The sequence below is a fragment of the Pseudomonas sp. PGPR40 genome, from assembly GCF_022014505.1.
Classification (GTDB): domain Bacteria; phylum Pseudomonadota; class Gammaproteobacteria; order Pseudomonadales; family Pseudomonadaceae; genus Aquipseudomonas.
Genome location: NZ_JAKLSP010000012.1, coordinates 107,757 through 134,649, shown reverse-complemented (window position 1 = coordinate 134,649; position 26,893 = coordinate 107,757). Strand labels below are relative to the sequence as shown.

Here is a 26,893-nt window from a genome sequence, read left to right as displayed (position 1 = left end):
GTAGCCATTCCTTGTGCTTTCTGACATTCACAACAAGAGAATATTTATTCCATTCAATTGCCTTGATTCAAAACGGAGCACTGGGGCAGATCATCAGTTTCCAGGGCGAATTCAGCGAAGACTTCATGGCCGACCCCATTTCACCCTGGCCCTGGCGCTGTGACGCAGATTACGCCGGCGGTGCCTTGGCGGACCTGGGCAGTCACTTGCTGGCCATGGCTCGTTATCTGATGGGCAATATCCAGGCTGTATGCGCAGACACCCAGACCGTACACGCGCAACGTCCAGTTACATTGGGTGGTCAGGAACGACGCGAGGTCGCGGTGGACGATCAGGTGAATGCACTGCTGCGCTTCGCCAATGACGCCCGGGGCACATTCAGCAGTAGCTGGCTCAAGCATGGCTACAAGAATCACCTGAGTTTCGAAATCAGTGGCACCCGCGGCATGGGCGATTCGCCTGGCGACCATGGAGTCGCGCTGGGCCGGAATCGAAGAAGTCTGAACCGGCCATATCCGCCAGTGGCACAAGGGCCACTGGCGGAGCACCGAAACGCCATTACGTCGCAGCCTTGTCAGGCCTACTGAGTCACGCAACGGGTCAGGGTCGTGGTCCGGGTCACCTGCCCTTCCGCCCTCATATCGCCCAGCACATCGGTGTTTTCGGAGGTCTGACAAGTACGAACCGGTGGCGGTGGCGGCTCAGCGGGTGGTGGTGGCGGCGGACTGGCGCAACCACCGAGAATCGCTGCACAGAATGCGAGCGACAGTGGCGAAAAAACGCGTTTCCCAAGAGTGTTCATAGGCTGACCCGCGATAAGTGATCGACACCTATGTGTGACAACAAAACATCCGCACAAAATCCATGGAGCGGTCCTGGAAAAATTACGTTCGTATCCTTTTTAACCCATAAACGCTGGCGCTTGCATACACCGCCTACAAAGCATTGGCCCGATGCAGGCCACTACTCTCAAGCTCATACCGCAACTCTTCAATCAACGCCGACACCGCTTCTGGTGTCCTGAGTTTCACCACGTTCAACCCACTGACCACCAGATCCACCTGCCCCGTCGCCGGGTGATAAAGCTTCACCGTCAACGAATTTTCCCCCGTGAGCACACATTCACAGGCCAGCGGCGAAAAACTCCGCTCCAGCTGCATACGCAATTGCGCCAGGTAAATCATCTCGATTCCCCTTGGCGACGACGCAAAATCGACCCCACGCTTGATTTGTTCGCACTCATCTGGCGGTTCCTTTAGCTGCATCGAAGAGGACGCGATAACGACCAGAAGCCATGTATCGCACCTCGACAGCCTAGAAAAACCAGTACCCGAGCAAAACACCAAATTGCACCACTCCATTTAGTGCATTTGCACCTTAACATCACCCCCGGGGCCGACTCTCGCTGGAGAACAGACCCCGCTCCCGAGCCCAGACAATCGCCTCACTGCGACTGTGCACGTCGAGTTTGGAATACACCGTCGAGACATGATTGCGTACAGTATTGGGCGCCAGTTTCAGGCGCGCGGCGATTTCCTTGTCGGCCAGGCCTTCACAGATCAGGCCGAGCACATCGCGCTCCCGGGCGGTCAGTTCGGTGAACGACACACTGGGTAACTTTGGCGAATTGACGTTCTTCACGTTGGCGAGTTTTTCGATCAGCGTGCGGCTGAACCAGGAGGCGTCTTTCATCACCTCTTCGATCGCCGACACCAGTTCCAGCTCGGTGCGTTTGCGCTCCGTGATGTCCATCAACACCAGCAGGTAACAAATACCCCCCTGAATGTTCACGGTGTCCGCCGAAACCGCGCAATCGATCAACGCGGCATCCTTCCTGCGCACTCTGACATCGACGCGATCCACGCGCCCGGTTTTCTCCAGGGCCGCAAACAGTCGCGTGCGAGCACCCGCGTCATCGATGAAATCGAGTTGCGCCACGGTCTTGCCGAGTACCTCTTCACCGGAGCACGCGAGGGTATCGAGAAAGGCTTCGTTGACGTCCATCACCACTTGATCGTCGGCGCGGCACACCAGGATTGGCACCGGGGTGAGGCGAAAAGCTTTGGCGAACCGTTCCTCGCTCTGGCGCAGGGCGATTTCGGCCTTGTGCCGCAGCTCCATATCGACGAAGGAAAACAACATGCAATCTTCGTCATTGAGCTCAAGCGGTTGCCCGGCAACGATCACCTGTTTGCTGGTTCCGTCGGGCAATTGCAGCTCGGCCTGCATCTGCGGAATGGTTGCTCCGTCACGCAAACGCTGCTTGGCCAGGTCCTTGTTTTCAGCGCGCTCCAGCACATCCAGCTCATAGGTCGAAACGCCTATCACCTGATCACGGGTATAACCGGTCATTTCCAGAAAGCCCTGATTGACTTTGATGTAGCGTAAATCGCTGAGGCGACAGATCACCGCCGGGGCCGGGTTGGCATTGAAGGTCTTTTCGAAACGCTGCTCGGCGCTGGCCCAGTCGGTGACGTCGTTCATGATCAGCACCAACGACTCCGGCTCGCCGGCGCGGTCGGCCAGCACCATGCTGCGCACGCTGTGGACCCAGGTGCGCTCGTCGTTTCCGACCGGCGTCAATTCAACCAGCACATCACTGAACATCTCGCCGCGGGCAACGCGGCTGATTGGATAATTCTGCGTCGCTACCGGGTGATTGTTGCGATAACGCAAGGCAAACCGCTTCGCGTACTCCCTGGCATTGGCGCCCAGCTCACCGATCCGACTGACACCATGCATGGCTAGCGCAGCGTCGTTGGCCCAGAGGATGGTCTGGTCAAGTTCCAGCAGAATCACCCCATCGGACAGACCAGCGATGATCTGCTGCAACTGTCGGCGATTGGTTTCAGTGGTCAGGACGTCCTGGCTCATTGGAACTCCACGATTGCGGCAGCACCTTTGTGCGCTGCCCCGTGAAGATTACGACCGCAAGGGGTTGGGATAGTGCAGATAGCGTTTAGGGGCCGCCGCCCAAGGCGCCTCCTCAACGTGACCAAGGGCATTTGCGACCGGACTAACCAGCCGGGCAGGTTGGAATAGTGGCCGTAACGTACTGGATCACCTCTTCAAGCGTGTCGATGTCTGGAGCATTGCTCGCCAACGCTTCCGGGCGGCACCATGGGTAATCCTGATGCGATACCCACTGCATGATGCAGTGCAGGTCAGTCGCTGGCAGCGTTTTCATGTGCTCGATAGTGATAGTGAGCCTCTCGACAAGTCCCGACTCGGCGCTGAACTGCCATTCATATAGACCGCAACCGACTCGGGCTTCGCCAGAGTTCTTGTCGGACATGCCGACCAGCCATTTGCACTGAAATGTTTTGGCCTCCGGTTCAGGTGGACGTCCCAGGCAGAACGTATACACGTTTTCGAAGGTCTGGCCGAACCGCCTGACCAACACATCGCCGATAGGGCCAAGGCCTTCAACGTGGGGTGGAAACGAGATGGATCCGGTGTGCACGACCATGTCCAGCAGTGCGTCTGGCGCAAAGGCCTGGCCCAACAAATGTGGGCGGTTGCCGTCCTTGGCTTGTATGTACTGTCGAATCGATTGCTGAGCAGTGTTCATTGTTTGTCCGTCGCATCCCTGCCAGTTGAGAACCGCCTCATCCGAGGTTCACATGACGTTTACACGTTTATAAAGCACTATTCCATAAATCCGTTACCAGCATGCAGCCGGGGGCATGGGTGATGCACAGCGGCGGACGTGAAGCCTGAACCACCGATTGAGGCGTTTCCGTGGGCAGCCATTCGTACGTTTGCCAGTAGGTTCAAGACGGTATCTACCGTGAATGACACCGAACCCTGTAGGGGCCGGCTTGCCGGCGAAGGCGTTTTCATCGGCGTTGCATGCCGTGAGGCCGTCTTCGCTGGCAAGCCAGCTCCTACAACAGACATCGTGAACGCCGCCGACCCCGTAGGAGCCCGGCTTGCCGGCGAAGGCGTTTTCATCGGCGCTGCATGCCGTGAGGCCGTCTTCGCTGGCAAGCCAGCTCCTACATAGGGCCAGGCATATGACCCGAAAGCAGCCTGTGATCTTTTGATCTTCAGGCCGCAAGTTCACCACTGGCAATCGCAGCCGAAGCCGCCAGCATCGCCCGCAACAACACCGCACACCCGGCAGCCAGATCATCCGGCGCGGCGTTTTCGATTTCGTTGTGGCTGATGCCGCCTTCGCAGGGCACGAAAATCATCCCGGCCGGGCCGAGTTCGGCGAGGAAGATCGCGTCGTGCCCTGCCCCGCTGACGATGTCCATGTGCGACAAACCCAACCCTTGGGCCGCACCACGTACCGCTTCGACGCAACCCTTGTCGAAATACAGCGGCGGGAAGTCGGCGGTGGGTGTCAGTTCGAAAGTCAGGCCGTGTTCCTCGCAAGTGGTTTCGATAACCTCGCGAACTTCGGCGATCATCGAGTCAAGACGCGCCAGCTCCAGATGACGGAAGTCCAGGGTCATGCGCACTTCGCCGGGAATCACGTTACGTGAGCCAGGATAGGCTTGCAGGCAGCCGACGGTGCCGCAGGCATGGGGTTGATGGCCGAGGGCAGCACGATTGACCGCGCCGACGATCACTGAGGCGCCGACCAGAGCGTCCTTGCGCAGGTGCATCGGCGTCGGGCCGGCGTGGGCTTCGACGCCGCGCAGTTTCAGGTCGAACCATTTCTGCCCGAGGGCGCCCATGACCACGCCGATAGTTTTGTGTTCGTCCTCAAGAATCGGGCCTTGTTCGATGTGGGCTTCAAAATAGGCGCCCACGGCGTGGCCGCTGACCGTGCGCGGCCCGGCATAGCCAATGGCGTTCAGGGCTTCGCCGACTGTCACGCCCTCGGCATCGACCTTGGCCAGGGTTTCTTCGAGGGTGAATTTTTCTGCAAACACGCCGGAGCCCATCATGCACGGGGCAAAGCGCGAACCTTCTTCGTTGGTCCAGACCACCACTTCCAGCGGCGCCTCGGTTTCCACGCCCAGGTCATTGAGGGTGCGCAGCACTTCGACCCCGGCCAGCACGCCGAAGCAACCGTCGAACTTGCCGCCGGTGGGTTGGGTGTCGATGTGGCTGCCGGTCATTACCGGCGGCAGGTTCGGATTGCGCCCCGGACGCCGGGCGAAGATGTTGCCGACGGCGTCGATGCTGACGGTGCAGCCGGCCTCCTCGCACCAGTTCACAAAAATGTCCCGGGCCTGGCGATCGAGATCGGTCAGGGCCAGCCGACAGACGCCGCCCTTGACCGTGGCGCCGAGTTTGGCCAGGTCCATGAGCGACTGCCACAGACGGTCGCGATTGATGTGCTGATGGGTGGACTGCAGAACGTCTATGGCAGCGCTCATGGTGATCTCCTCAGTTTTTCTTCTGATAGTTCCCACGCTCTGCGTGGGAATTCATCCATGGACGCTCTGCGTCCGCTTCTGGGACGCGGAGCGTCCCGGGCTACATTCCCACGCAGAGCGTGGGAACGATCAATTCCTCACACCGCCGATTTCACAGCAGTAGGGCTCGGCCGCATCACACTCAACCCGTAATAAATCAGCCCACCAAGGGCCGAGCCGGTGAACCAGCCGTAGTTGTAGAACCAACTGAACGCATCGCTGCCCAGCGACAGCAGCGTCAACGCCACCGGCACACCGAACGCGATAAAACCGAACCAGTTCCACGCCGGGTAAACGTCATCGCGGTAGAGACCGGCCAGGTCCAGTTGCTGTTTCTTGATCAGAAAATAGTCCACCACCATGATCCCGGCGATCGGGCCCAACAGGCTCGAATAGCCCAGCAACCAGTTGGAATACACCGTCTCCAGGCTTAAATCCGAGACGATCAGCCCGAGCTTTTTCAGCAGTTCATGGGCCATCAGCGCCAAGCCGACCAGCCCCGTGAGGATCACCGCTTTGGTGCGGTTGATGACCTTGGGCGCAACGTTCTGGAAGTCGTTGGTCGGCGAAACAATGTTGGCCGCGGTGTTGGTGGACAACGTGGCAATGATGATCAGCGCCATGGCCAGGGCAACCCAGACCGGGCTCTGGATATGGCCGATCAATGTGACCGGATCAGAGACAGTGACGCCCACCAGTTTTACCGAAGCGGCCGTCATCACCACACCAAGGGAGGCGAACAGGAACATGGTCAGGGGCAAGCCGATAATCTGCCCGACGATCTGATCCTTCTGGCTTTTCGCATAGCGGCTGAAGTCCGGAATGTTCAGCGACAAGGTGGCCCAGAACCCGACCATCGCAGTCAGCCCGGCGGCAAAGTAACTGACCACGCTGGCGCCTTCCGGACGCTTGGCCGGGATCGCCATCAATTCGCTCATCGACACGTTCGGCATCGCCCACACCAGCAGCCCCACGCCGACCAGAACCAGTAACGGTGCGGATAATGTTTCCAGCCATTTGATCGAGTCCGCGCCGCGAATCACCACCCACAGGTTCAAGGCCCAGAACACCATGAAGCCGATCACTTCACCGGTTCCGCCGAGGGCTTTCCAGTCATCGAACACCGAGCCGAGAAACAGGTGAATCGCCAGCCCGCCGAACAGGGTCTGGATGCCAAACCAGCCGCACGCCACCAGGGCGCGGATCAGGCACGGAATGTTGGAGCCGAGGATGCCGAAGGATGAGCGCAACAACACCGGAAACGGGATGCCGTATTTGGTGCCGGGGAAGGCATTCAGGGTCAGCGGGATCAGTACGATGATGTTGGCGAACAGAATCGCCAGCAGTGCTTCGCCCACGCTCAGGCCGAAATAGGCGGTGAGTACGCCGCCGAGGGTGTAAGTCGGCACGCAGATCGCCATGCCGACCCATAAGGCGGTGATGTGCCATTTATTCCAGGTTCGTTCATGCACCTTGGTCGGTGCCATGTCGTGGTTGTAACGGGGACTGTCGAGGACGTCGCTGCCGGCTTCGAGCTCAAACAAGCCGTCGCGCTCGGTCACTTGCGATCTGATCTGTTGCATGGCCGCTCCACTGTTCTTTTGATTATTTTTGCTCATCAGCGGCTGGCGCAAAGCACGCGAGCCGGACGATGGCCGGAGAAACTGACAACGTTCATGGACCGGCCAAGGTGCCAGCGGCGGCATCAATAAACGTGCCGGGTGCCCCGCTGGCGTATTGGGCAATGCCATAAAACCCTGCTAACCAACTGATGTTATTCAGTTTTATTTATAAAGCCATTGAGTCCCCGGTGAGTTGCCATGCCATTCAGGCCGATGTCAGGCAACTTGTCCGCACAGTCAGGACTCAATCTGGTGCGTTGATCTTTTTTTTAAGGTCGAGCATCAACCATAGACCATCCTCAAGCGGCTGATTTCATATAGAAAATCTTGACCATATTTCGAACCTGTCAAGTGCGTCAAAATGGTGAGAGCCCTCACCATTTTGGTGATTTTCAGTTTTTATCCTTATTTTTCAATACGTTAAGGCAGTAATAAGCTTATAAAAAATATTCTTGCTCAATCGGTAAACTGCAGCTAGCGTCTATTCTTGACAGCGCTGACAGGAATACACCGATTGGCGTCTGCTTCCTATAAAACATCTAGAACCGGCATCAGTCGGTCATGCCTGCGAGGAACTCGGAATGTCTCTGTTGATCCGTGGCGCCACCGTTATTACCCATGATGAAAGTTATCGCGCCGACGTCTATTGCGCCGACGGCGTGATCAAAGCCATCGGTGAAAACCTCGATGTTCCCGCCGATGCCGAAGTGCTCGACGGCAGCGGCCAATACCTGATGCCTGGCGGCATCGACCCGCACACTCATATGCAACTGCCCTTCATGGGCACGGTGGCCAGCGAAGACTTCTTCAGCGGCACCGCAGCGGGGCTGGCCGGCGGTACCACCTCGATCATCGACTTCGTGATTCCCAATCCGCAGCAATCGTTGATGGAGGCATTTCATCAATGGCGCGGCTGGGCGCAGAAGTCGGCGTCGGACTACGGTTTCCACGTCGCCATCACTTGGTGGAGCGAGCAGGTCCGCGAAGAAATGGCCGAGTTGGTCAGCCATCACGGGGTCAACAGTTTCAAGCATTTCATGGCCTACAAGAACGCGATCATGGCCGCCGACGACACACTCGTGGCGAGTTTCGAGCGTTGTCTGGAATTGGGCGCGGTGCCGACCGTGCACGCGGAAAACGGCGAGCTGGTCTATCACCTGCAACGCAAGTTGATGGCCCAAGGCATGACCGGGCCGGAAGCGCACCCGCTGTCGCGGCCTTCGCAGGTGGAAGGTGAAGCCGCTAGCCGGGCGATCCGCATTGCCGAAACCCTCGGCACGCCACTGTATCTGGTCCACGTCTCGACCAAGGAAGCCCTCGACGAAATCACCTACGCCCGCAGCAAGGGCCAACCGGTTTACGGCGAAGTGCTGGCCGGACACCTGCTACTGGACGACAGCGTCTACCAACACCCGGACTGGCAGACCGCCGCCGGTTACGTGATGAGCCCGCCCTTCCGTCCTCGCGGCCATCAGGAAGCCCTTTGGCATGGTCTGCAAGCGGGCAATCTGCACACCACCGCCACCGACCACTGCTGCTTCTGCGCCGAGCAAAAAGCCGCCGGTCGTGACGACTTCAGCAAGATCCCCAACGGCACTGCCGGTATCGAAGACCGCATGGCAGTGCTCTGGGATGAGGGGGTGAACACCGGGCGCTTGTCGATGCAGCACTTCGTTGCCCTCACCTCCACCAACACCGCGAAGATATTCAACCTCTATCCGCGCAAGGGTGCGATCCGTGTGGGCGCTGATGCGGATCTGGTGCTGTGGGATCCGGAAGGTACGCGGACGATTTCAGCCAAGACCCATCACCAGCAAGTCGACTTCAACATCTTCGAAGGCAAGACCGTGCGCGGCGTGCCGAGCCACACCGTCAGCCAGGGCCGAGTGGTGTGGGCCGACGGTGATTTGCGCGCCGAGCGTGGTGCCGGGCGGTATGTCGAACGGCCGGCGTATCCGGCGGTGTTTGATTTGCTGAGCAAGCGGGCTGAGCTGCATAGGCCGGTTGCTGTGAAACGCTGAGATCGAGGCCTTCGGCCTTCGCGAGCAAGCCCGCTCCCACAAGGGAACGCATTCCAAATGTGGGAGCGGGCTTGCTCGCGAAGGCGGCAGTCCTGACAACACAAAAAACCAATCCGATCGTTCCCACGCTCTGCGTGGGAATGCAGCCCGGGACGCTCTGCGTCCCATTGGAACGCGGAGCGTCCCTTGAGGCATTCCCACGCAGAGCGTGGGAACGATCAGCCCACCAGAGGCAGTACCTCAAATAACCGTGAGGCCAACACCGTGATCAAGACCTTGAACCACCTCCCGCATCCCCATGAGGACGCGGCCGCCCTCGCCGGCCATTTCACCGATCTGGCGCCGCCGCTCAACGACCGTCAGGCGCATCTGGAAGCCTCGCGCTGCCTGTACTGCTATGACGCGCCGTGCGTGAATGCCTGTCCGAGCGACATCGATATTCCGTCATTCATCCGCAATATCCATCAGGAAAACATTCAGGGCGCGGCTCAGAAAATCCTCTCGGCGAACATCCTCGGCGGCAGTTGCGCCCGGGTCTGTCCGACGGAGATCCTGTGCCAGCAAGCCTGCGTGCGCAACAACGCCCAGGAATGCGCGCCGGTGCTGATCGGCCTGTTGCAACGCTATGCCGTGGACAACGCGCACTTCAGCGAACACCCGTTCCAGCGCGCCGCCGCAACCGGCAAGCGCATCGCTGTGGTGGGTGCTGGCCCGGCCGGTTTGTCCTGCGCGCACCGCAGCGCCATGCACGGCCATGACGTGGTGATTTTCGAGGCGCGGGAAAAAGCTGGCGGCCTTAACGAATACGGGATCGCCAAGTACAAACTGGTGGACGATTACGCGCAGAAGGAGCTTGAATTCCTGATGGGGATTGGCGGGATCGAGATTCGCCACGGGCAGAAACTCGGCGACAACCTGACCCTCAGCGAACTGCATCAGCAATTCGACGCGGTGTTCCTCGGTCTCGGCCTGGCCGCCAGCAAACAGTTGGGACTGGCCCACGAGGATGCCCCCGGCCTGCTCGCCGCCACCGACTACATCCGCGAACTGCGCCAGGCTGATGACCTGACGCAACTGCCGCTGGCCGAACACTGCATTGTCCTCGGTGCCGGCAACACCGCCATCGACATGGCCGTGCAAATGGCTCGCCTCGGTGCCCGCGACGTGAATCTGGTGTACCGCCGCGGCGCCCCGGACATGGGCGCCACCGGTCACGAACAAGACATCGCCAAGGCCAATCAGGTGCGGCTGCTGACCTGGGCGCAACCGCAAGAAGTGCTGCTCGACGATAAGGGCAAGGTGCGCGGCATGCGCTTCGCTCGCACCCGGTTGGTAGACGGTCGCCTGCAAACCACTGGCGAAACCTTTGAACTGGCTGCTGACGCGATCTTCAAAGCCATCGGCCAGGCTTTCGATAACAGCGCCCTCGCCGATCCGCTGGCCCGTGAACTCAAGCGTCAGGGCGACCGCATCCTGGTCGACGAACAGCTGCGTACCAGCATTCCCGGCGTATATGCCGGCGGCGACTGCACCAGCCTCGATCAGGACCTCACCGTGCAAGCCGTGCAGCACGGCAAGCTGGCCGCCGAGGCCATCAACGCTCAACTCATGCTCAACGTGGAGGCTGCGTAAATGGCCGATCTCTCGATTGTTTTCGCCGGCATCAAAGCGCCCAATCCGTTCTGGCTGGCTTCCGCGCCGCCGACCGACAAAGCCTACAACGTGGTTCGCGCGTTCGAGGCCGGTTGGGGCGGCGTGGTCTGGAAAACCCTCGGTGAAGACCCAGCGGCGGTCAACGTATCGTCGCGTTACTCGGCGCACTTCGGGGCTAATCGGGAGGTGCTTGGTTTTAACAACATCGAGCTGATCACCGACCGCTCACTGGAAATCAACCTGAGGGAAATCACCCAGGTCAAAAAGGACTGGCCGGACCGCGCGCTGATCGTGTCGCTGATGGTGCCCTGTGTCGAAGAGTCGTGGAAAAACATCCTGCCGCTGGTGGAGGCCACCGGTGCCGATGGCATCGAACTGAACTTCGGCTGCCCCCACGGCATGCCGGAACGGGGCATGGGCGCGGCGGTCGGCCAGGTGCCGGAATACGTCGAACAGGTCACCCGCTGGTGCAAGACCTATTGCTCACTGCCGGTGATCGTCAAGCTCACGCCGAACATCACCGACATCCGCGTTGCCGCCCGTGCCGCGCACCGTGGTGGTGCCGATGCAGTGTCGTTGATCAACACCATCAACTCGATCACCAGCGTCAATCTGGAACGCATGGTCGCCAATCCTGCCGTCGGCAACCAAAGCACCCATGGCGGTTATTGCGGCTCGGCGGTGAAGCCGATTGCGTTGAACATGGTCGCCGAAATCGCCCGCGATCCGCAGACCCAAGGCCTGCCGATCTCGGGCATTGGCGGCATCGGCAGTTGGCGCGATGCGGCGGAATTCATTGCCTTGGGCAGCGGCTCGGTGCAAGTGTGCACGGCGGCGATGTTGCATGGTTTCCGGATTGTCGAGGAGATGAAGGACGGTTTGTCACGCTGGATGGACAGTCAGGGTTACGCCAGCGTGTCGGAATTTTCCGGGCGTGCGGTGGGCAATACCACGGACTGGAAGTACCTGGACATCAACTATCAGGTGATTGCGAAGATCGATCCGGAGGCGTGCATTGGCTGCGGTCGCTGCCACATCGCTTGTGAAGATACCTCGCACCAGGCGATTGCCAGCCTCAAACAGGCGGACGGGACGCATAAATATGAAGTGATCGATGATGAGTGCGTGGGCTGCAACCTGTGCCAGATCACCTGTCCGGTGCAGGATTGTATTGAGATGGTGCCGATGGATACGGGCAAGCCGTTTCTGGATTGGAATCATGATCCGAGGAATCCGTACCATGTCGCGGTTTGAGGGTTGCGTTGCTTGAACTGACACCTTCGCGAGCAAGCCCGCTCCCACAGTGGATCAACTTCGCGCACAAATCCTGTGTTCGCTAAAGATCTAATGTGGGAGCGGGCTTGCTCGCGAAGAGGCCAGCTGCAGCGCCGCAAACCTCAAGGCTCCAACCCGATCCCACGCAATATCACACTGGTCACCGTCTGCACCGCCCGCTCGAACTGCATGTCCGACAGCGGCTGATGATCATTCAGAATATTCACCTGGTGATCGAAGTCAGCGTAGTGCTGGGTCGAGGCCCAGATCATGTACAGCAAGCTGGAAGGCTCCACCGGTAGGATGCGTTTATCTTCCACCCACTGGCGAATTTTCGCTTCTTTCATCTTGGCCCAGTCGTACAGGCTGGCGTCCAGCTTCTCACCCAGTGTCGGCGCACCGTGGATGATTTCGTTGGCCCAGACTTTCGAGCCATACGGCCGACTGCGGGAATGGTTCATCTTGGCGCGGATGTAGCTGCTGAGCACCACTCGCGGATCGTCGAACATCTCGAAGCACAGGGCGTCCTGCTTCCAGACCTCCAGCAAACCCAGGAGCACCGCGCTGTATAGCTCGCTCTTGGTGCTGAAGTAGTAATGCAGGTTGGAACGCGGCAGTTGCACTTCGGCGGCGATGTCGGCCATGGCGGTGCTGCCAAAACCTTTTTCGGCGAAGACTTTTTCGGCCCCCAGCAGAATCTTGTCAACGTTACTGCGACGAATTTCGATCTTGTGATTGCCCATGAGGGCTCCCTGACAACAGCGTTGGTCAAGACTAGCATCCGCTCTGGATTGGGCGACAGGGAAAACGTACGGTGGTCTTGTGGCTTGATGGTTACTGCCTGGAACACATAACCCCTGTAGGAGCGAGGCTTGCCCGCGAAGAATGCACCGCGGTTTTTCAGGGATTACGCGTCATCGTTCTTCGCGGGCAAGCCTCGCTCCTACAGAAATTTCGCTTAACTGACTGGCATTGAGGCTTGCCCCCGTTCGCTGCGCAGCAGTCGCAGCCTGCACGATCGCTACGCCAACAGCTGAGTCAGCACCGCACGCAACTTGCCAGGCTTCACCGGTTTGTTCAGCAAGGGCGCGTCGAGTCGCTGCAATGAGCGCCGACACTGGTCAGTGCGGTCGGCGGTGATGATCACCGCCGCAATTGCCTGGCCAAAATGCTCGCGCAAATGCCGGACCACTTCACAGCCCACCACCCCGTGATCCAGGTGATAGTCCGCCAGAATCAGCTCCGGCGCCTGTCCCTGCAAAGCCACCAACGCGGTGGCCTCGTCGGTAGCGGTAACCACCTCGCAGCCCCACTGCCCGAGCAGCGCGCTCATGCTTTCAAGAATGCTGACTTCGTTGTCCAGCACCAACAGACGCCGGCCCGGCAACGGGTTGCCGGTAGTCGGCTGCGGCGCGACCTGACTGATCGGCAGTGGAATCTCATGGGAAATCGGCACTTCGATGCTGAACATCGAACCGCGCCCCGGCCGCGAATGAACCTGAATCCTGTAGTCGAGAATCTTCGCGATGCGTTCGACGATCGCCAGCCCCAGACCCACACCCTTGCGATCGGCGGCGCGGCCGACGTCCAGTTGGTTGAACTCGAGGAAGATCGAGTCAAGACGATCCGCAGGAATCCCGCGCCCGGTATCCCAGACTTCGATACGCAGCGCATCGCCCCGGCGTCGTGCCCCCAGCAGAATGCAGCCTGCATCGGTGTAACGGCAGGCATTGCTGAGGAAGTTGCGCAAAATCCGCGTCATCAGGCGCAAGTCGGTATGAAGGGCGTAATCGCCCATATGCACCCGCAGGTTCAACCCGGCTGCCGCAGCCACTGACTGAAACTCCGAGACCAGTGGCGCGAATAACTCGTCGAGGCGGTACAGGGCAATGTCCGGCTTCACTGCAGCCTGATCGAGGCGGGAAATATCCAGTAAATCGGTGAGCAAATCTTCAGCCCCTTCCAGCGCCTGATGCGTGCGCTCCACCAGCACTTGCTCGACGTCGGGCAGTTTGCGTTCGCGCAAGGTCGAGATCAGCAAACGCGCGGCGTTGAGCGGTTGCAGCAGGTCGTGACTGGCGGCGGCGAGGTATTTGTCCTTGCTGCGATTGGCCGCCTCGGCGGCATCACGGGCATCGCGCAAGGCTTCTGCGATCTGTTTGCGCTGGGCGATCTGCTGTTGCAGGTTGCGGTTGGCGTCCAGCAACTCATTGGTGCGCGCGGTGACCCGCTGCTCCAGTTCGTCATTGAGTTGTTGCAGGCGCTGCTGGGCCAGTTTTCGTTCGGTGATGTCGGCGACAAAACCCTCTACCAGGCCTTCCTGATCCGGTTTGAGCAGCAGGTTCATCAACACGTCGAGGACGCTGCCGTCCTTGCGCCGCAGCTGAGTTTCATAGCCCAGCAGGCTGCGCTCGCGCTGGAGGATTTCGCCGATGCTTTCCAGCTCCTGCGCCCCGCCGACGAACAGCGTGCCCGCCAAGTCCGTCAGGGAAAACAGCACCTCCTGCGGGTTTTGATAGCCGAGCATCCGCGCCAGCGCCGGGTTGGCGGCGCGCATGCCCTCCAGCAGGCTGGCCTGGAAGATCCCGTGTACCGCGTTTTCGAACAGCCATTTGTAGCGGTTGCGTTCAGCTTCCAGCTCATCCAGGCGCGCGGCCAGTTCCGGGTAATGACTCTTGCGCGCCGAGTGGTTGCCTAAGCCGAGCAACCCGGCCAGCGCCCGTTGTTGCTCGTCAGAGGGCTTCGCCATAGACGACCTCGACGTCGCGCTGACTGGATTCGCGCGGATTGGTAAGGATGCACGGGTCATCCATGGCGTGTTGCGACAGGAACGGAATGTCCGCCGTACTCACCCCGTGCAGGCCCAGGGTTTCGTGAAAGCCGATGGCGTGTTTGAGGGCGATCAGGTGTTCGACCAGCCGCGCGCAAATCTGCCGGTGATTGAGGCCACGGCAATCGATGCCGAAGGTCTCGGCGATCACCTTGAAGCGCTCCGGCGCCGAGCTGTAGTTGAACGCCACCACGTGTTCCACCAGCACCGCATTGCACAGGCCATGGGGCAGATCGAGGAAGCCGCCGAGGCTGTGGGACATCGCGTGTACCGCGCCAAGAATCGCGTTGGAAAACGCCAGCCCGGCCTGCATGCTGCCGAGCATGATTTTTTCCCGCAGGGCGATGTCGCTGGGGTTGGCGATCATTTGCACCAGATTGCCGTTGATCAGCCGCATCGCCTCCAGCGCATGGGGATCGGTGAGTGGCCCATGACCGGTGGAAACGAAAGCTTCGATGGCATGGACCAATGCGTCGATGCCGGTACAGGCTGACAGGAACGGGTCCATGCTCAAGGTGGTTTCCGGATCGATCAGCGACACGTCCGGCACCGCAGCCTTGCTGACGATGGAGAACTTCATGCGTTCTTGCTGATTGGAGATGATCACGAACTGCGACACATCGGCCGAAGTGCCGGCGGTGGTCGGGATCAGGATCAGCGGTGGGCTGGCGATGCGCAGGGTGTCCACGCCCTCGAATTCGAGGATGTTGCGCCCATGGGCGACGACAATACCGATGCCCTTGCCGCAATCCATCGGGCTGCCGCCGCCGATTGCCACGATCACATCGCAGTGATTCTCCCGGTACAGCTCGGCACCGAGCATGACCTCTTCAATCCGTGGGTTGGGTGAAACATCGCTATAGATGAAGTAATCAATGCCCTGGGCTTGCAGGCTGGCCTCGACATCGGCGACCCAACCGGCGGCAATCACACCGGGGTCGCTGACCACCAGCACTTTGCGGGCGCCGAAGGTCTTGGCGTAATTACCGACGTTGTGCCGACAGCCGGCACCGAAGATGATTTCAGGCGAAACGAATTTACGCAGCTGGCTGAGATTCTGGCTCATTGGAAAGCCTGTTTTTATTGTTTTGAAAGGTAAAGTCCACACTAACGCATCCGGCTGCGAATGCAATCAGACCAATGGATAGCGAGCCGCCCGGGGGTGCACTCCAATTTTGTATCCACTGGAGATCCACTGTGGGAGCGGGCTTGCTCGCGAAAGCGGTGTGTCAGTCAATAGATGTGTTGAATGTAATGCCGCTTTCGCGAGCAAGCCCGCTCCCACAAGGGATTTGTGTTCACAACTCATCCGCGATAGATCAGCCGCGAAGCCTTTTCATTGCGCAACGTCAGGTGCTCCATGCCCTGCCCCGGCGCGTCGGCTTCGTCCCGGGCCTTGAGAATAACGTCGTGGTGCGGCGATTTGCTGCACACCGGGTCGGCGTTGGCGGCATCACCGGTGAGCATGAACGCCTGGCAGCGGCAGCCGCCGAGGTCCTTGTGTTTTTCATCGCAGGAACGGCACGGCTCTTTCATCCAGTCATCGCCGCGAAAACGGTTGAAACCAAAGGAGTCGTTCCAGATGTGTTCGATGCTGTGCTCACGCACGTTGGGAAACTGCACCGGCAACTGGCGGGCGCTATGACAAGGCAAGGCCGTGCCGTCCGGGGTGATGTCGAGAAACAAGTTGGCCCAGCCGTTCATGCAGGTCTTGGGGCGCTCTTCGTAGTAATCCGGGGTGACGAAGATCAGCTTGCATGGGTGACCCTCGGCCTCCAGACGCTGGCGGTATTCATGGGTGATGCGCTCGGCGCGCTGCAATTGTTCGCGGGTCGGCAACAGGCCGACGCGGTTGAGTTCGGCCCAACCGTAGAACTGGCACGTCGCCAATTCGACGAAATCCGCCTCCAGCTCCAGGCACAGTTCGATGATCTGTGCGATCTGGTCGATGTTATGTCGATGGGTGACGAAGTTCAGCACCATCGGATAGCCCTGGGCTTTCACCGCCCGGGCCATGGCCAGTTTCTGGGCGAAGGCCTTGCGCGAGCCGGCGAGTAGATTGTTTACCTGTTCGTCGGCGGCCTGAAAACTGATCTGGATATGGTCCAGCCCGGCGACCTTGAAGTCACGGACCTTCTGTTCGGTCAGGCCGATGCCCGAGGTGATCAGGTTGGTGTAGTAACCCATGTCCCGCGCGGCCTTGATCAGCTCGGCAAGGTCTTGGCGCACCAACGGCTCGCCACCGGAAAAACCCAGTTGCGCAGCGCCCATCTCACGCGCCTCGCGGAACACCCGAATCCATTCTTCTGTGCTCAACTCCTCGCCCTGTTGGGCGAAATCCAGCGGGTTGGAGCAATACGGGCATTGCAGCGGGCAGCGATAGGTCAGCTCCGCCAGCAACCACAGCGGTGGGCCGGGTTGCTGTTCGATCCGGTTCACAGGGCGATCCCCCGATGCCAGACCCGCTCCGTGGTGACGGTGTGATACAGCGGGCGATCCAGCTCATAGGCCATGCTCATCGCGTCGAGCATGCTCCACAGAACATCGAGTTTGAATTGCAGAATTTCCAGCATGCGTTGCTGGCCTTCGACCGTGACGTAGTGCGCCAGGGTGATGCGCAAACCATGCTCGACATCGCGCCGCGCCTGGCTCAGGCGCGTACGGAAATAGTCATAACCGGCCGGGTCGATCCATGGGTAATGGGTGGGCCAGGCGTCGAGCCGGGACTGATGGATTTGTGGCGCGAACAGTTCGGTCAGCGAACTGCTGGCCGCTTCTTGCCAGCACGCGCGACGGGCGAAATTGACGTAGGCGTCCACGGCAAAACGTACGCCCGGCAGCACCAACTCTTGCGAGAGGATTTGTTCGCGATCCAGCCCCACTGCTTCGCCCAGGCGTAGCCACGCTTCGATCCCGCCTTCACTACCGGGGACGCCGTCGTGGTCGAGGATTCGTTGCAGCCATTCCCGGCGCACGTCGCGGTCCGGGCAATTGGCGAGGATGGCGGCATCCTTGAGCGGGATGTTCACTTGGTAATAGAAGCGATTGGCGACCCAGCCCTGAATCTGCTCGCGGGTGGCGCGCCCGGCATACATGGCTTGGTGGAAGGGGTGATGGATGTGGTAATAGGCACCCTTGGCGCGCAGGGCTGCTTCGAATTCGGCGGGGGTCATGGGAGTGTCAGTCATTGCGGTTCTCCGGATTTCGCGGTGTTTGGTCTGGCCCCTTCGCGAGCAAGCCCGCTCCCACATTGGATTGTTGGTGTACACAAAATTTATGTTCACACCGATCAACTGTGGGAGCGAGGCTTGCCCGCGAAGAGGCCATCCGCTACAGCTCAATACTCATGCCGTCATAAGCCACTTCAATCCCGCGCCGCTCCAGCAATGCGCGCTCGGCCGAGTCTTCATCGAGGATCGGATTGGTGTTGTTGATGTGGATCAGCACCTTACGCTGGCGATTGAACGCCTCCAGCACGTCGAGCATGCCGCCGGGGCCGCTTTGTGGCAGGTGGCCCATCTCGCTGCCCAGGCTCTGGCCGACTTCACACACACGCATTTCATCGTCGCGCCACAGCGTGCCGTCCAGCAGCAGGCAGTCGGCGCGCTGCATCCAGCTCAACACCTCGGCATCGACCTGCCCCAGCCCCGGCGCATAGAAAACCGATGCCCTACTGCGCAGGTCTTCGATGAACAGGCCAATGGTGTCGCCCGGTTGCGGGTTGCCACGGTTGGGTGAATACGGCGGTGCATTGCTGACCAACGGAATCGCGCGAAATTGCAGGTGTTTACAGGCAGCGATGCTGAACGGCTCGCGGTCCAGCCCGATGGGTTGCCACTGCAAGCCACCGTTCCAGTGCTTGAGCATGGTGAACAAGGGAAAGCCGCTGCTCAGGTCTTCGTGAACCCGCTCAGTGCACCAGACCGAATGCGGGCAGCCTTCGCGCAGGCTCAACAGGCCGGTGCAATGGTCGATCTGACTGTCCAGCAGGACGACACCGGCAATCGCCGTGTCACGCAAGCGTCGGGCCGGTTGCATCGCCGGGAAGCTTTCGAGTTGCGCGCGAATGTCCGGTGAAGCATTGCAGAGCACCCATTCCACACCGTCGTCGCTCAGGGCAATGGACGACTGCGTGCGGCGTTGTGCGCGCAGATTGCCGTTGCGCATAGCGGCGCATTGACGGCAGTTGCAGTTCCATTGCGGAAAACCGCCGCCAGCGGCGGAACCGAGAACGCGGATGTGCATGGAATGCCTCCAGAAGGCAGGCCCGGCCAACGCGACGGCTGACCGGGCAAACAATCAACGGTTGGCGAAATACATCGTCACTTCGAAGCCAATGCGCAGATCGGTAAACGCGGGTTTATTCCACATGGGTCAATCCTCTTCTTGTGCCGGTCAATTCCGGTAAGACCATTAATGCACGGAGGGCGAAGGGACCGAATGCTACTTTCGAAGGAGGTTGTGGGGTGCGTTGGTAGGGGGTGTTGCGCGGTCTTCAAGTACACGGAGAACTAATGTGGGAGCGGGCTTGCTCGCGAAAGCGGAATGTCAGTCAACATTGATGTTGACTGTGATGACGCCTTCGCGGGCAAGCCTCGCTCCTACAGGTTATGTGTTGGCCGTGAAACTCGCGCAACCCCGTAGGAGCGGGCTTGCCCGCGAAGGCCATCACCCGATTTCAAGTCGAATCAGAAGAACCCTAACGGATTGATGTCGTAGCTCACCAGCAGATTTTTGGTCTGTTGGTAATGGTCGAGCATCATCTTGTGGTTCTCACGGCCGACACCGGACTTCTTGTAGCCACCGAACGCGGCGTGGGCCGGGTACAGGTGGTAGCAATTGGTCCAGACGCGCCCCGCCTTGATCGCCCGGCCCATGCGATAGGCGCGGTTGATGTCGCGGGTCCACAGGCCGGCGCCGAGGCCGAACTCGCTGTCGTTGGCAATCGCCAGGGCTTCGGCTTCGTCCTTGAAGGTGGTGATGCCCACCACCGGGCCGAAGATTTCTTCCTGGAACACACGCATTTTGTTGTGGCCCTTGAGCAGGGTCGGCTGGATGTAATAGCCGCTCGACAAGTCGCCCTCAAGACGCTCGGCGGCGCCGCCGGTGAGCAGTTGCGCGCCCTCCTCCTGAGCGATTTTCAGGTACGAGAGAATCTTGTCATATTGCTGCTCGGACGCCTGGGCGCCGACCATGGTTTCGGTGTCCAGCGGGTTGCCGCGCTTGATCTTGACGATCTTCTTCATCACCTCGGCCATGAACGGCTCGTAGATCGACTCTTGCACCAGCGCCCGGGACGGACAGGTGCAGACTTCGCCCTGGTTGAAGAACGCCAGCACCAGGCCTTCGGCGGCTTTCTCGATGAACTGCGGCTCGGCGTTCATGATGTCTTCGAAGAAAATGTTCGGCGACTTGCCGCCCAGTTCAACGGTGCTCGGAATGATGTTCTCGGCGGCGCAATGCATGATGTGCGCGCCGATTGGGGTGGAACCGGTGAAGGCGATCTTGGCGATGCGCTTGCTGGTGGCCAGCGCCTCACCGGCTTCGCGACCGAAACCCTGGACGATGTTCAGCACGCCAGCCGGCAGCAAGTCGGCGATCAGCTCGGCGAAGACCATGATCGACAGCGGCGTTTGCTCGGCGGGTTTGAGCACGATGCAGTTGCCGGCCGCCAGGGCCGGGGCGAGTTTCCACGCAGCCATCAGCAGCGGGAAGTTCCACGGAATGATCTGCCCGACCACGCCCAATGGTTCGTGGAAATGATAGGCGGTGGTCAGTTCGTTGATCTCGGCGGCGCCGCCTTCCTGAGCGCGGATGCAACCGGCGAAATAACGGAAGTGGTCGGCAGCCAACGGCACGTCGGCGTTAAGGGTTTCGCGCACGGCCTTGCCGTTGTCCCAGGTTTCGGTGACGGCGAGGATTTCCAGGTTCTGTTCGATGCGGTCGGCGATTTTCAGCAGCACCCGCGAGCGATCCTGCGCCGAGGTTTTGCCCCAGGCATCGGCGGCGGCATGGGCTGCGTCGAGAGCTTTTTCGATGTCGGCGGCGCTGGAGCGCGGGAACTCGGCGATCACTTCACCGGTGACCGGGGAGGTGTTGGTGAAGTACTCGCCGTTGATTGGGGCAACGAATTCGCCGCCGATGAAATTGCCGTAGCGCGGTTTGAAGGAAACGACGGCGCCAGGTGTTCCGGGTTGTGCGTAGATCATGATGGGCCTCTGTCTGGGTCGATGCCTGTCAGGCCAACAGGCGATGAACCGATAGTAGAGAGCCCCGCCTGCCAGACGAATGCGCCGTTGGCAGGGGGATTCTCGTTATTTGGTAGTAGGAGCTGGCTTGCCAGCGAAGGCGTCTTCATCTGATCGTTCCCACGCTCTGCGTGGGAATGCCTCAACGGACGCTCCGCGTTCGGCTCTGAAGGGGACGCAGAGCGTCCCGGGCTGCATTCCCACGCGGAGCGTGGGAACGATCAGTGCGGCGATCAGTGTTTGGCTACCAGATCTTTAGGCAACTTGAACGTCCAGAGCATGCCGCCCTGGTTGAAGTCCTTGACGCGCTTGGCCACTTCGCCGCCCCACAGCGGTACCGCACCGCCCCAGCCGGAGAGCACCGAGACGTATTGTTCGCCGTCCATTTCCCAGGTGATGGGCGAACCCAGCACGCCGGAACCCGTCTGGAACTCCCAGACTTTCTCGCCAGTCTTGGCATTGAATGCTTGCAGGAAACCTTCCGGCGTACCAGTGAACACCAGGTTGCCCTTGGTGGTCAGCACTCCGCCCCACAGTGGCGCGAAGTTCTTGTGGCGCCAGACTTCCTTGCCGGTTTTCGGGTCGATGGCGCGCAGCACACCGATGTAGTCTTCATTCAACGGTTTGATGGTGAAACCGGCACCGAGGAACGCCGCGCCTTTCTTGTAGGCGATGCCTTCGTTCCAGATGTCCATGCCCCACTCGTTGGACGGCACATAGAACAGGCCGGTGTCGCGGTTGTAGGCCATCGGCATCCAGTTTTTCGCCCCCAGGAACGCTGGCGCGACGAACACCGAACTGCCTTTGGCCTCGGAGCCCGGCGCACCCGGACGGCCGGCGTCGTTGTAGATCGGCCGACCGTTTTTATCCAGGCCGCTGGCCCAGGTGATCTTGTCCACGAACGGGAAGCCACGGATGAATTTGCCGTTGGTGCGATCGAGCACGTAGAAGAAACCGTTACGGTCCGCGGTGGCCGCCGCTTTGATTTCTTTGCCGCCTTCGTTGTAGTTGAACGACACCAGTTCATTCACGCCGTCATAGTCCCAACCGTCGTGGGGCGTGCTCTGGAAGTGCCATTTGATCGTGCCGTCATCCGGGTTCAGCGCCAGGCGCGACGACGAGTAAAGGTTGTCGCCAGGGCGCAGGTGCGAGTTCCACGGTGCCGGGTTGCCGGTGCCGAACAGCAGCAGATTGGTTTCCGGGTCGTAGTAGCCGCCCAGCCAAGGCGCCGCGCCGCCGGTTTTCCACAGATCGCCCGGCCAGGTCTTGCCCGCTTCGCCGCCGGAAATGCCGTTTTCTACCGCTTTGCCGTCCTTGTAGACATAGCCCATGTGGCCTTCGACGGTCGGCCGGGTCCACAGCAGGCTGCCATTTTTCGGGTCGTAGGCTTCGATCTTGCCCACTACGCCGAACTCGCCACCGGCCACACCGGTGATCAATTTGCCGTTGATGACCAACGGTGCCGCGCTGATGGAATAGCCTTCCTTGTGGTCGGCGACTTTCTTGCTCCAGACGACTTTGCCGGTGTCTTTGTTCAAGGCCACGAGCTTGGCGTCGAGGGTGCCGAAAATCACCAGATCGCCGTACAGCGCGACACCACGGTTGATCACGTCGCAGCACGGACGGATGTCATCGGGCAGGCGCGCGTCGTATTGCCAGAGCTTGCGGCCGGTGCGCGCATCCACCGCGAATACGCGCGAGTAGGAACCGGTCATGTACATCACGCCGTCCTTGATCATCGGCTGCGCTTGCTGACCGCGCTGCTTTTCCCCGCCGAACGAAAAGGCCCAGACCGGTCGCAGATCCTTCACGTTGTCGACATTGAGGGTGTCCAGCGGGCTGTAGCGCTGACCCTGGACGCCAAGGCCATTGGTGACGACCTGCTCCGGGTTCTTCGGGTCCTGGAGGATGTCTTGATCGGAGACTGCGGCCAATGCCTGGCCAGATAACAGCATGGCACTGAGCAGCATGCTCAAGACGAAGGGTTGGCGACGTGCGGGTTGGGTCATGACGGCTGCCTCTGCGGTTTTTGTTATACCCGGGAAATTTTCCCGGTCTGGTGCAGATTCTTGGGCGCCGCCGCCCTTGCAACAATTACCCGCAGTGCGGAGATTGCTAGTTCCTTAGTACCGGGTCGGAGGAGATGGGAGTTTGATGATCGTTCCCACGCTCCGCGTTGATCGTTCCCACGCTCTGCGTGGGAATGCCTCAACGGACGCTCCGCGTTCGGCTCTGGATGGGACGCGGAGCGTCCTGGGCTGCATTCCCACGCGGGAGCGTGGGAACGATCATCACAGTCAGTTACTCTTGCCCGAATCCACCCGCCTCATCTGCCCCCGTTCGTAACGCGGGTATAAATGGCTGACGCTACGAATCAGCTCATAGCGGCTCAAGCTGATCCCCGCGAAACGTTCGGGGATGGGGCTGCGGATCATCTCGGCCATGTCGCTGCCATAAGCGGCGCCATCGCGCATCAGCTGGTCCAGCCAGGTCAGGTAATCGCGCATCTGCTCGAACGGTTGTGTATCCGTGGCCACCGGCCCATGGCCGGGGACGATCAGCGTCCACGGTAAATCTTGTAAAGCCGCGATGTCCGCCAGCCATACTGACAACCCCGGACTGTTGGGGGTGGTCAGGGCGCGTTGATAAAACACCAGATCCCCGGCAAACAGCACGCCGGTTTTCTGGTCGAGAATAGCCAGATCCGCGCCGGTGTGCCCACCCAGACTCAGCAGGCGCAAATCGTGGTTCCCAAAACTTTGCACGCCGGGCATCAGCGCTTGCGTCGGCAACACCACCTCGGTGCCACGCATCCAGTCACCTACCAGCCGATACATGTTCTCGGCCATGGCATCACCCTGTTGCCGCAACAGCTCGGTGGTGCCGGCCAGCGCACCGATCGGCACGTCGGTGAAAGCCTGATTGCCCAGCACATGATCGGGATGGTGATGGGTCAGCAGCACCTGAATCACCGGTTTATCGGTGGTCGCCGCAATCGCTTTGCGCAGGGCTTCGCCATAGCGTTTCGACGGCCCGGTGTCGATTACCACCACGCCCTGTTCGGTGACGATGAACGCAGTGTTGACGATGTTGCCGCCGTTGCTCTTGGCGAAATTGTCGGTGCTGCCTTCCAGCAGCCAGGTGTCTTCGGCGATCTGCCGGGGCTTGAGTGCGTAATCAGGATCGGCCACGGCCGGCAGGCTCAGACTGATGAACAACAGCAGCATCCAGCGCATCACACGCTCCTTGAGTCAGGGAATGGCCGCATCGAATTGGTTGCCGCTGTTGTCGCGCAGCATCAGGCGCGTCCGCCCTGCTCCTTCGATATCGAAGGCCAGATTGGGGTTTTCGCTGACCGCCGGGAACAACTCCAGACGCGCCAGCAATTGATCGTTTTGATCGCGCAGTTCGGCATGATTAATGAAAAATTCCGGAATGCCGCTGACCATGCCGTTGTCCATCGGGTGCGCCACCTGCAAACGCACGCGACTGAATTCACCACGGGGATAACGGCCACCCAGCACTTCGCCGATGTGTTCTTCCCAACCTGGCTGAGTACGCACCACGCTCGGTGCCGTACAGCCGCCGCCTGCCGCATCGATCAGGGTCGAGCCGACATGCCACAGCCCGTCGCGGGTCAGTACCGCCGCACGCAATGGCGTGGCCTGTTCAACGCGGATGCGGATCGACAGCCACGGCAGCACACCGTTCAAGGGTTCGAAGTCGACGATTTTCGGCAGCGGATTGAGTTCGGCCCAGGCGAGGATTCGTACCACTTCGCCCTTGAACGCCCGGGCGTCGATTTCCAGCGGCACTTGTCGAGCGTCTTCGGCAAATGGCGGTGCGAGCAACTTGACCCGCTCGTCGAACACGAACGGTGCGTCGCCCAACATCTGCTTGTGATAGAACCCCCACATCACCGACGGAACCGGATCGACATCCGCCGCGTTCGCCGCCAAAGGCAACCAGCAGGCCAACAGACAACTCGCTCGCCAGTTCACTGTTGATACATCTCGGGCACGTCATACCGCAGGCCGTAACGGGCATAAATGGCTTTCACCGAGCCCTCTCGAATCAGCGCTTCCAGCGCTTCTTCCACTGCGTAGGCCAGTTGCCGGTTGCTTTCATGCACCGCCATGCCGATCTCCCAAAGCTGCTTGCCCATATTCGGGTAGGCGTTTTCCGCCAGCGCGACTTGCGGGTCGGCGGCCTGATGGACTTGCCAGTCGATCTCGCCGCGCATGGCCATCACCGCGTCGACTTCACCGGCCTTCATCGCGGCAAACGCCTGGGGCACGCCTGGGTAATGGTGGGTCTTGGCGGCGAGCATGCCGTTGAACACCGAGGTCAGGTAAAACGATGGCACGCTGTCGACTTCAACGCCGATCGGGTGTTGCTGAAATACCGCGACGCTGGCCACTGAGTCCAGACGACGACGGTCATAAGCCACTTGCCATTGTTCGGTCTGATACGGCCCGAACATCACCACATGGCCGTTCTCCAGCTCACCCAGTTCATTGCGTTTCTGTGAGTAATCGCGATCGTAGGGCACGCGCATCATCAGGTCGGCCAGTTGCTGATTGTGCAACTGACTGGCCCGCCAGATGTAATCGCGCAAGTCGTCGTCGAGCTTTTCCCCGGCGGGTGCCCAAATCAGTTTCAGGCGTACGCCCATGGCCTTGGCCAGGGCCTGGGCGAGTTCGACATCGACCCCGCGAGCCTCGCCAGCGTCTTCAAAGCTGTAGGGCGCGAAGTCCTTGTACACCGCGACTTTCAGCTCGGCGGCGGCGATCATTTCGTCATAGGTACGGACCTGCGCCTGCGTTGTCTGGCAACACAGCCACACAGCACTGATCAACACCGCGAGAAGGCGCATGGGTCACTCCTCGACGTGCACGCTGTCCAGGTAGGTGCGCACCGCCCACAAGGCTTCCTGACTCAGGTAGTCGGCCATCTTCGGCATGTACACCCGGCCATCACGCACGGCGCCATGGCGCACGCGCTCGACGAACCATTCATCACCGGCCTCGCCGACGTCGAGCATGCGCAAGTCCGGGGCGATGCCGCCGGATTTGGCTTCCAGGCCATGACAGGCCGCGCAGTTCTGGTTGTAGGCCGAAGAGCCGATTTGCACGGCTTTATCGCGTTCCGGGGAGGAACGGTAAGGGTTCGCCGCCGCCCAACCATCGGCATCGACCTGCACACCGGCATCCTTGATCGGGGTCAGTCCCTGGGTTTCGACGGCTTGGGGTACCACGTTGCCGTGGGCCCAGACGGAACCTGCGTTGATGAAACCGGCCAGCAGTCCGGCAACGAGCAAGGCGTTGCGTTTTGTTGTCATTGTTCTGCCCTCAAGATTGCACGCAAAACCTCTTTGAAGAGGCTATGGCACCCATCTTAGGAACGGCTTTGCACCAACCCCATGCTGCTTTGGTGGTCGCGACCTACTCCCTTGGTAGTAGGGCTTGTGGCCGTAAGGGAAGCGGGTGCAACACTGATCGTTCCCACGCTCTGCGTGGGAATGCAGCCCGGGACGCTCTGCGTCCCTTCCAGAGCCGAACGCGGAGCGTCCGTTGAAGCATTCCCACGCAGAGCGTGGGAACGATCGTCGCGCCTAGCGCCCCGGTGTCATGGGCAAAACCAGCAACGGCGCGGGACGCGGGCCGTGGAGTTTGTCGACGCCGATCAAGCTCAAAATCAGCAAAAACGGCAGGAGCAGTGCTTTGAGAATTCGCATGGTCAATCTCCCCCTTGAGTGATGGCCGTTGTTGCCCATGCTAAAACCGCGCCGTCCGGGGTGAGTTACTACCTTGGTACTGGCCCATCGGTACTTTCTGCATATTTCCCCGCCCGCCCAGGGTTCCTATGCTGA

22 protein-coding genes and 2 pseudogenes are annotated in these 26,893 nt (G+C 60.2%); 4 read left to right on the top strand and 20 right to left on the bottom strand.

What is annotated here, in order from left to right:
* Positions 1–62: 62 nt before the first annotated feature.
* Positions 63–446: pseudogene (locus tag MEB48_RS12735) on the top strand (Gfo/Idh/MocA family protein); the annotation flags it as partial.
* A gap of 489 nt (positions 447–935) precedes the next feature.
* Here MEB48_RS12735 and MEB48_RS12730 read toward each other — a convergent pair.
* From MEB48_RS12730 to MEB48_RS12705, 6 genes and pseudogenes are all read right to left on the bottom strand, one after another.
* Entirely contained in the window at positions 936–1,184 is a 249-nt protein-coding gene (locus MEB48_RS12730; RefSeq protein WP_237884580.1) for a DUF1652 domain-containing protein, read from the bottom strand.
* Between the two features lie 199 nt (positions 1,185–1,383).
* Positions 1,384–2,874 (bottom strand): helix-turn-helix transcriptional regulator, encoded by a 1,491-nt coding sequence (locus tag MEB48_RS12725; protein ID WP_237884579.1) that lies wholly within the window; start codon positions 2,872–2,874, stop codon positions 1,384–1,386.
* A 142-nt stretch (positions 2,875–3,016) separates the two neighbouring features.
* Entirely contained in the window at positions 3,017–3,571 is a 555-nt protein-coding gene (locus MEB48_RS12720; protein ID WP_237884578.1) for a hypothetical protein, read from the bottom strand.
* A gap of 67 nt (positions 3,572–3,638) precedes the next feature.
* Positions 3,639–3,752: pseudogene (locus tag MEB48_RS12715) on the bottom strand (D-glutamate cyclase family protein); the annotation flags it as partial.
* A gap of 297 nt (positions 3,753–4,049) precedes the next feature.
* On the bottom strand, positions 4,050–5,333 hold the full coding sequence (locus MEB48_RS12710; RefSeq protein ID WP_237884577.1) for a Zn-dependent hydrolase: 1,284 nt from the start codon (positions 5,331–5,333) through the stop codon (positions 4,050–4,052).
* Positions 5,334–5,470: 137 nt separating this feature from the next.
* The gene (locus MEB48_RS12705; protein ID WP_237884576.1) at positions 5,471–6,955 is read right to left on the bottom strand and encodes an NCS1 family nucleobase:cation symporter-1; all 1,485 of its coding nucleotides are present in this window, start codon (positions 6,953–6,955) and stop codon (positions 5,471–5,473) included.
* Positions 6,956–7,575: 620 nt separating this feature from the next.
* Between MEB48_RS12705 and hydA the strand changes: the two genes are divergently transcribed.
* From hydA to preA, 3 genes are all read left to right on the top strand, one after another.
* Positions 7,576–9,015 (top strand): dihydropyrimidinase, encoded by a 1,440-nt coding sequence (gene hydA, locus MEB48_RS12700; RefSeq protein ID WP_237884575.1) that lies wholly within the window; start codon positions 7,576–7,578, stop codon positions 9,013–9,015.
* Between the two features lie 264 nt (positions 9,016–9,279).
* Positions 9,280–10,647: an NAD(P)-dependent oxidoreductase gene (locus tag MEB48_RS12695; protein WP_237884574.1), complete on the top strand. Its 1,368-nt coding sequence runs from the start codon at positions 9,280–9,282 to the stop codon at positions 10,645–10,647.
* Positions 10,648–11,922 carry an NAD-dependent dihydropyrimidine dehydrogenase subunit PreA gene (gene preA, locus MEB48_RS12690; RefSeq protein ID WP_237884573.1) on the top strand — a complete coding sequence of 425 codons (1,275 nt, stop codon included), beginning with the start codon at positions 10,648–10,650 and terminating at the stop codon, positions 11,920–11,922. It abuts the gene before it with no gap.
* A 143-nt stretch (positions 11,923–12,065) separates the two neighbouring features.
* Here the strand turns inward: preA and MEB48_RS12685 are convergent, their stop codons facing one another.
* The 14 genes from MEB48_RS12685 to MEB48_RS29135 all read right to left on the bottom strand — a co-directional run bounded on the left by MEB48_RS12685 (position 12,066) and on the right by MEB48_RS29135 (position 26,758).
* Entirely contained in the window at positions 12,066–12,686 is a 621-nt protein-coding gene (locus tag MEB48_RS12685; protein ID WP_030129353.1) for a TetR/AcrR family transcriptional regulator, read from the bottom strand.
* A gap of 278 nt (positions 12,687–12,964) precedes the next feature.
* Positions 12,965–14,692: a PAS domain-containing hybrid sensor histidine kinase/response regulator gene (locus MEB48_RS12680; RefSeq protein WP_237884572.1), complete on the bottom strand. Its 1,728-nt coding sequence runs from the start codon at positions 14,690–14,692 to the stop codon at positions 12,965–12,967.
* The gene (gene ercA / locus MEB48_RS12675) at positions 14,676–15,839 is read right to left on the bottom strand and encodes an alcohol dehydrogenase-like regulatory protein ErcA (RefSeq protein WP_237884571.1); all 1,164 of its coding nucleotides are present in this window, start codon (positions 15,837–15,839) and stop codon (positions 14,676–14,678) included. Before ercA ends, MEB48_RS12680 begins: the two co-directional genes overlap by 17 nt.
* A gap of 239 nt (positions 15,840–16,078) precedes the next feature.
* A complete protein-coding gene (pqqE, locus tag MEB48_RS12670; RefSeq protein WP_237884570.1) occupies positions 16,079–17,212 on the bottom strand; it encodes a pyrroloquinoline quinone biosynthesis protein PqqE in 1,134 nt (377 codons plus the stop codon).
* Positions 17,209–17,961, bottom strand: a complete 753-nt coding sequence (gene pqqC / locus MEB48_RS12665) for a pyrroloquinoline-quinone synthase PqqC (RefSeq protein ID WP_237884569.1) — start codon at positions 17,959–17,961, stop codon at positions 17,209–17,211. Before pqqC ends, pqqE begins: the two co-directional genes overlap by 4 nt.
* Positions 17,962–18,103: 142 nt before the next feature.
* A complete protein-coding gene (pqqB, locus tag MEB48_RS12660) occupies positions 18,104–19,018 on the bottom strand; it encodes a pyrroloquinoline quinone biosynthesis protein PqqB (RefSeq protein WP_237884568.1) in 915 nt (304 codons plus the stop codon).
* Positions 19,019–19,072: 54 nt separating this feature from the next.
* On the bottom strand, positions 19,073–19,144 hold the full coding sequence (gene pqqA, locus MEB48_RS12655) for a pyrroloquinoline quinone precursor peptide PqqA (RefSeq protein ID WP_010455123.1): 72 nt from the start codon (positions 19,142–19,144) through the stop codon (positions 19,073–19,075).
* Positions 19,145–19,461: 317 nt separating this feature from the next.
* Positions 19,462–20,982: an acetaldehyde dehydrogenase ExaC gene (gene exaC, locus MEB48_RS12650; RefSeq protein ID WP_237884567.1), complete on the bottom strand. Its 1,521-nt coding sequence runs from the start codon at positions 20,980–20,982 to the stop codon at positions 19,462–19,464.
* 272 nt (positions 20,983–21,254) lie between these two features.
* On the bottom strand, positions 21,255–23,030 hold the full coding sequence (locus tag MEB48_RS12645; RefSeq protein ID WP_237884566.1) for a PQQ-dependent methanol/ethanol family dehydrogenase: 1,776 nt from the start codon (positions 23,028–23,030) through the stop codon (positions 21,255–21,257).
* Positions 23,031–23,318: 288 nt separating this feature from the next.
* Positions 23,319–24,257, bottom strand: coding sequence for a quinoprotein relay system zinc metallohydrolase 1 (locus MEB48_RS12640; RefSeq protein WP_237884565.1), 939 nt, complete (start codon positions 24,255–24,257; stop codon positions 23,319–23,321).
* A gap of 15 nt (positions 24,258–24,272) precedes the next feature.
* Positions 24,273–25,022, bottom strand: coding sequence for a quinoprotein dehydrogenase-associated SoxYZ-like carrier (locus MEB48_RS12635; RefSeq protein ID WP_237884564.1), 750 nt, complete (start codon positions 25,020–25,022; stop codon positions 24,273–24,275).
* Complete coding sequence (locus tag MEB48_RS12630; protein ID WP_237884563.1) at positions 25,019–25,897, bottom strand: substrate-binding periplasmic protein; 879 nt, start codon at positions 25,895–25,897, stop codon at positions 25,019–25,021. Before MEB48_RS12630 ends, MEB48_RS12635 begins: the two co-directional genes overlap by 4 nt.
* Before the next feature lie 3 nt (positions 25,898–25,900).
* Complete coding sequence (gene pedF, locus MEB48_RS12625) at positions 25,901–26,362, bottom strand: cytochrome c-550 PedF (protein WP_048394661.1); 462 nt, start codon at positions 26,360–26,362, stop codon at positions 25,901–25,903.
* A 273-nt stretch (positions 26,363–26,635) separates the two neighbouring features.
* Positions 26,636–26,758 carry a hypothetical protein gene (locus MEB48_RS29135; RefSeq protein ID WP_269137477.1) on the bottom strand — a complete coding sequence of 41 codons (123 nt, stop codon included), beginning with the start codon at positions 26,756–26,758 and terminating at the stop codon, positions 26,636–26,638.
* Between the last annotated feature and the right edge of the window lie 135 nt (positions 26,759–26,893).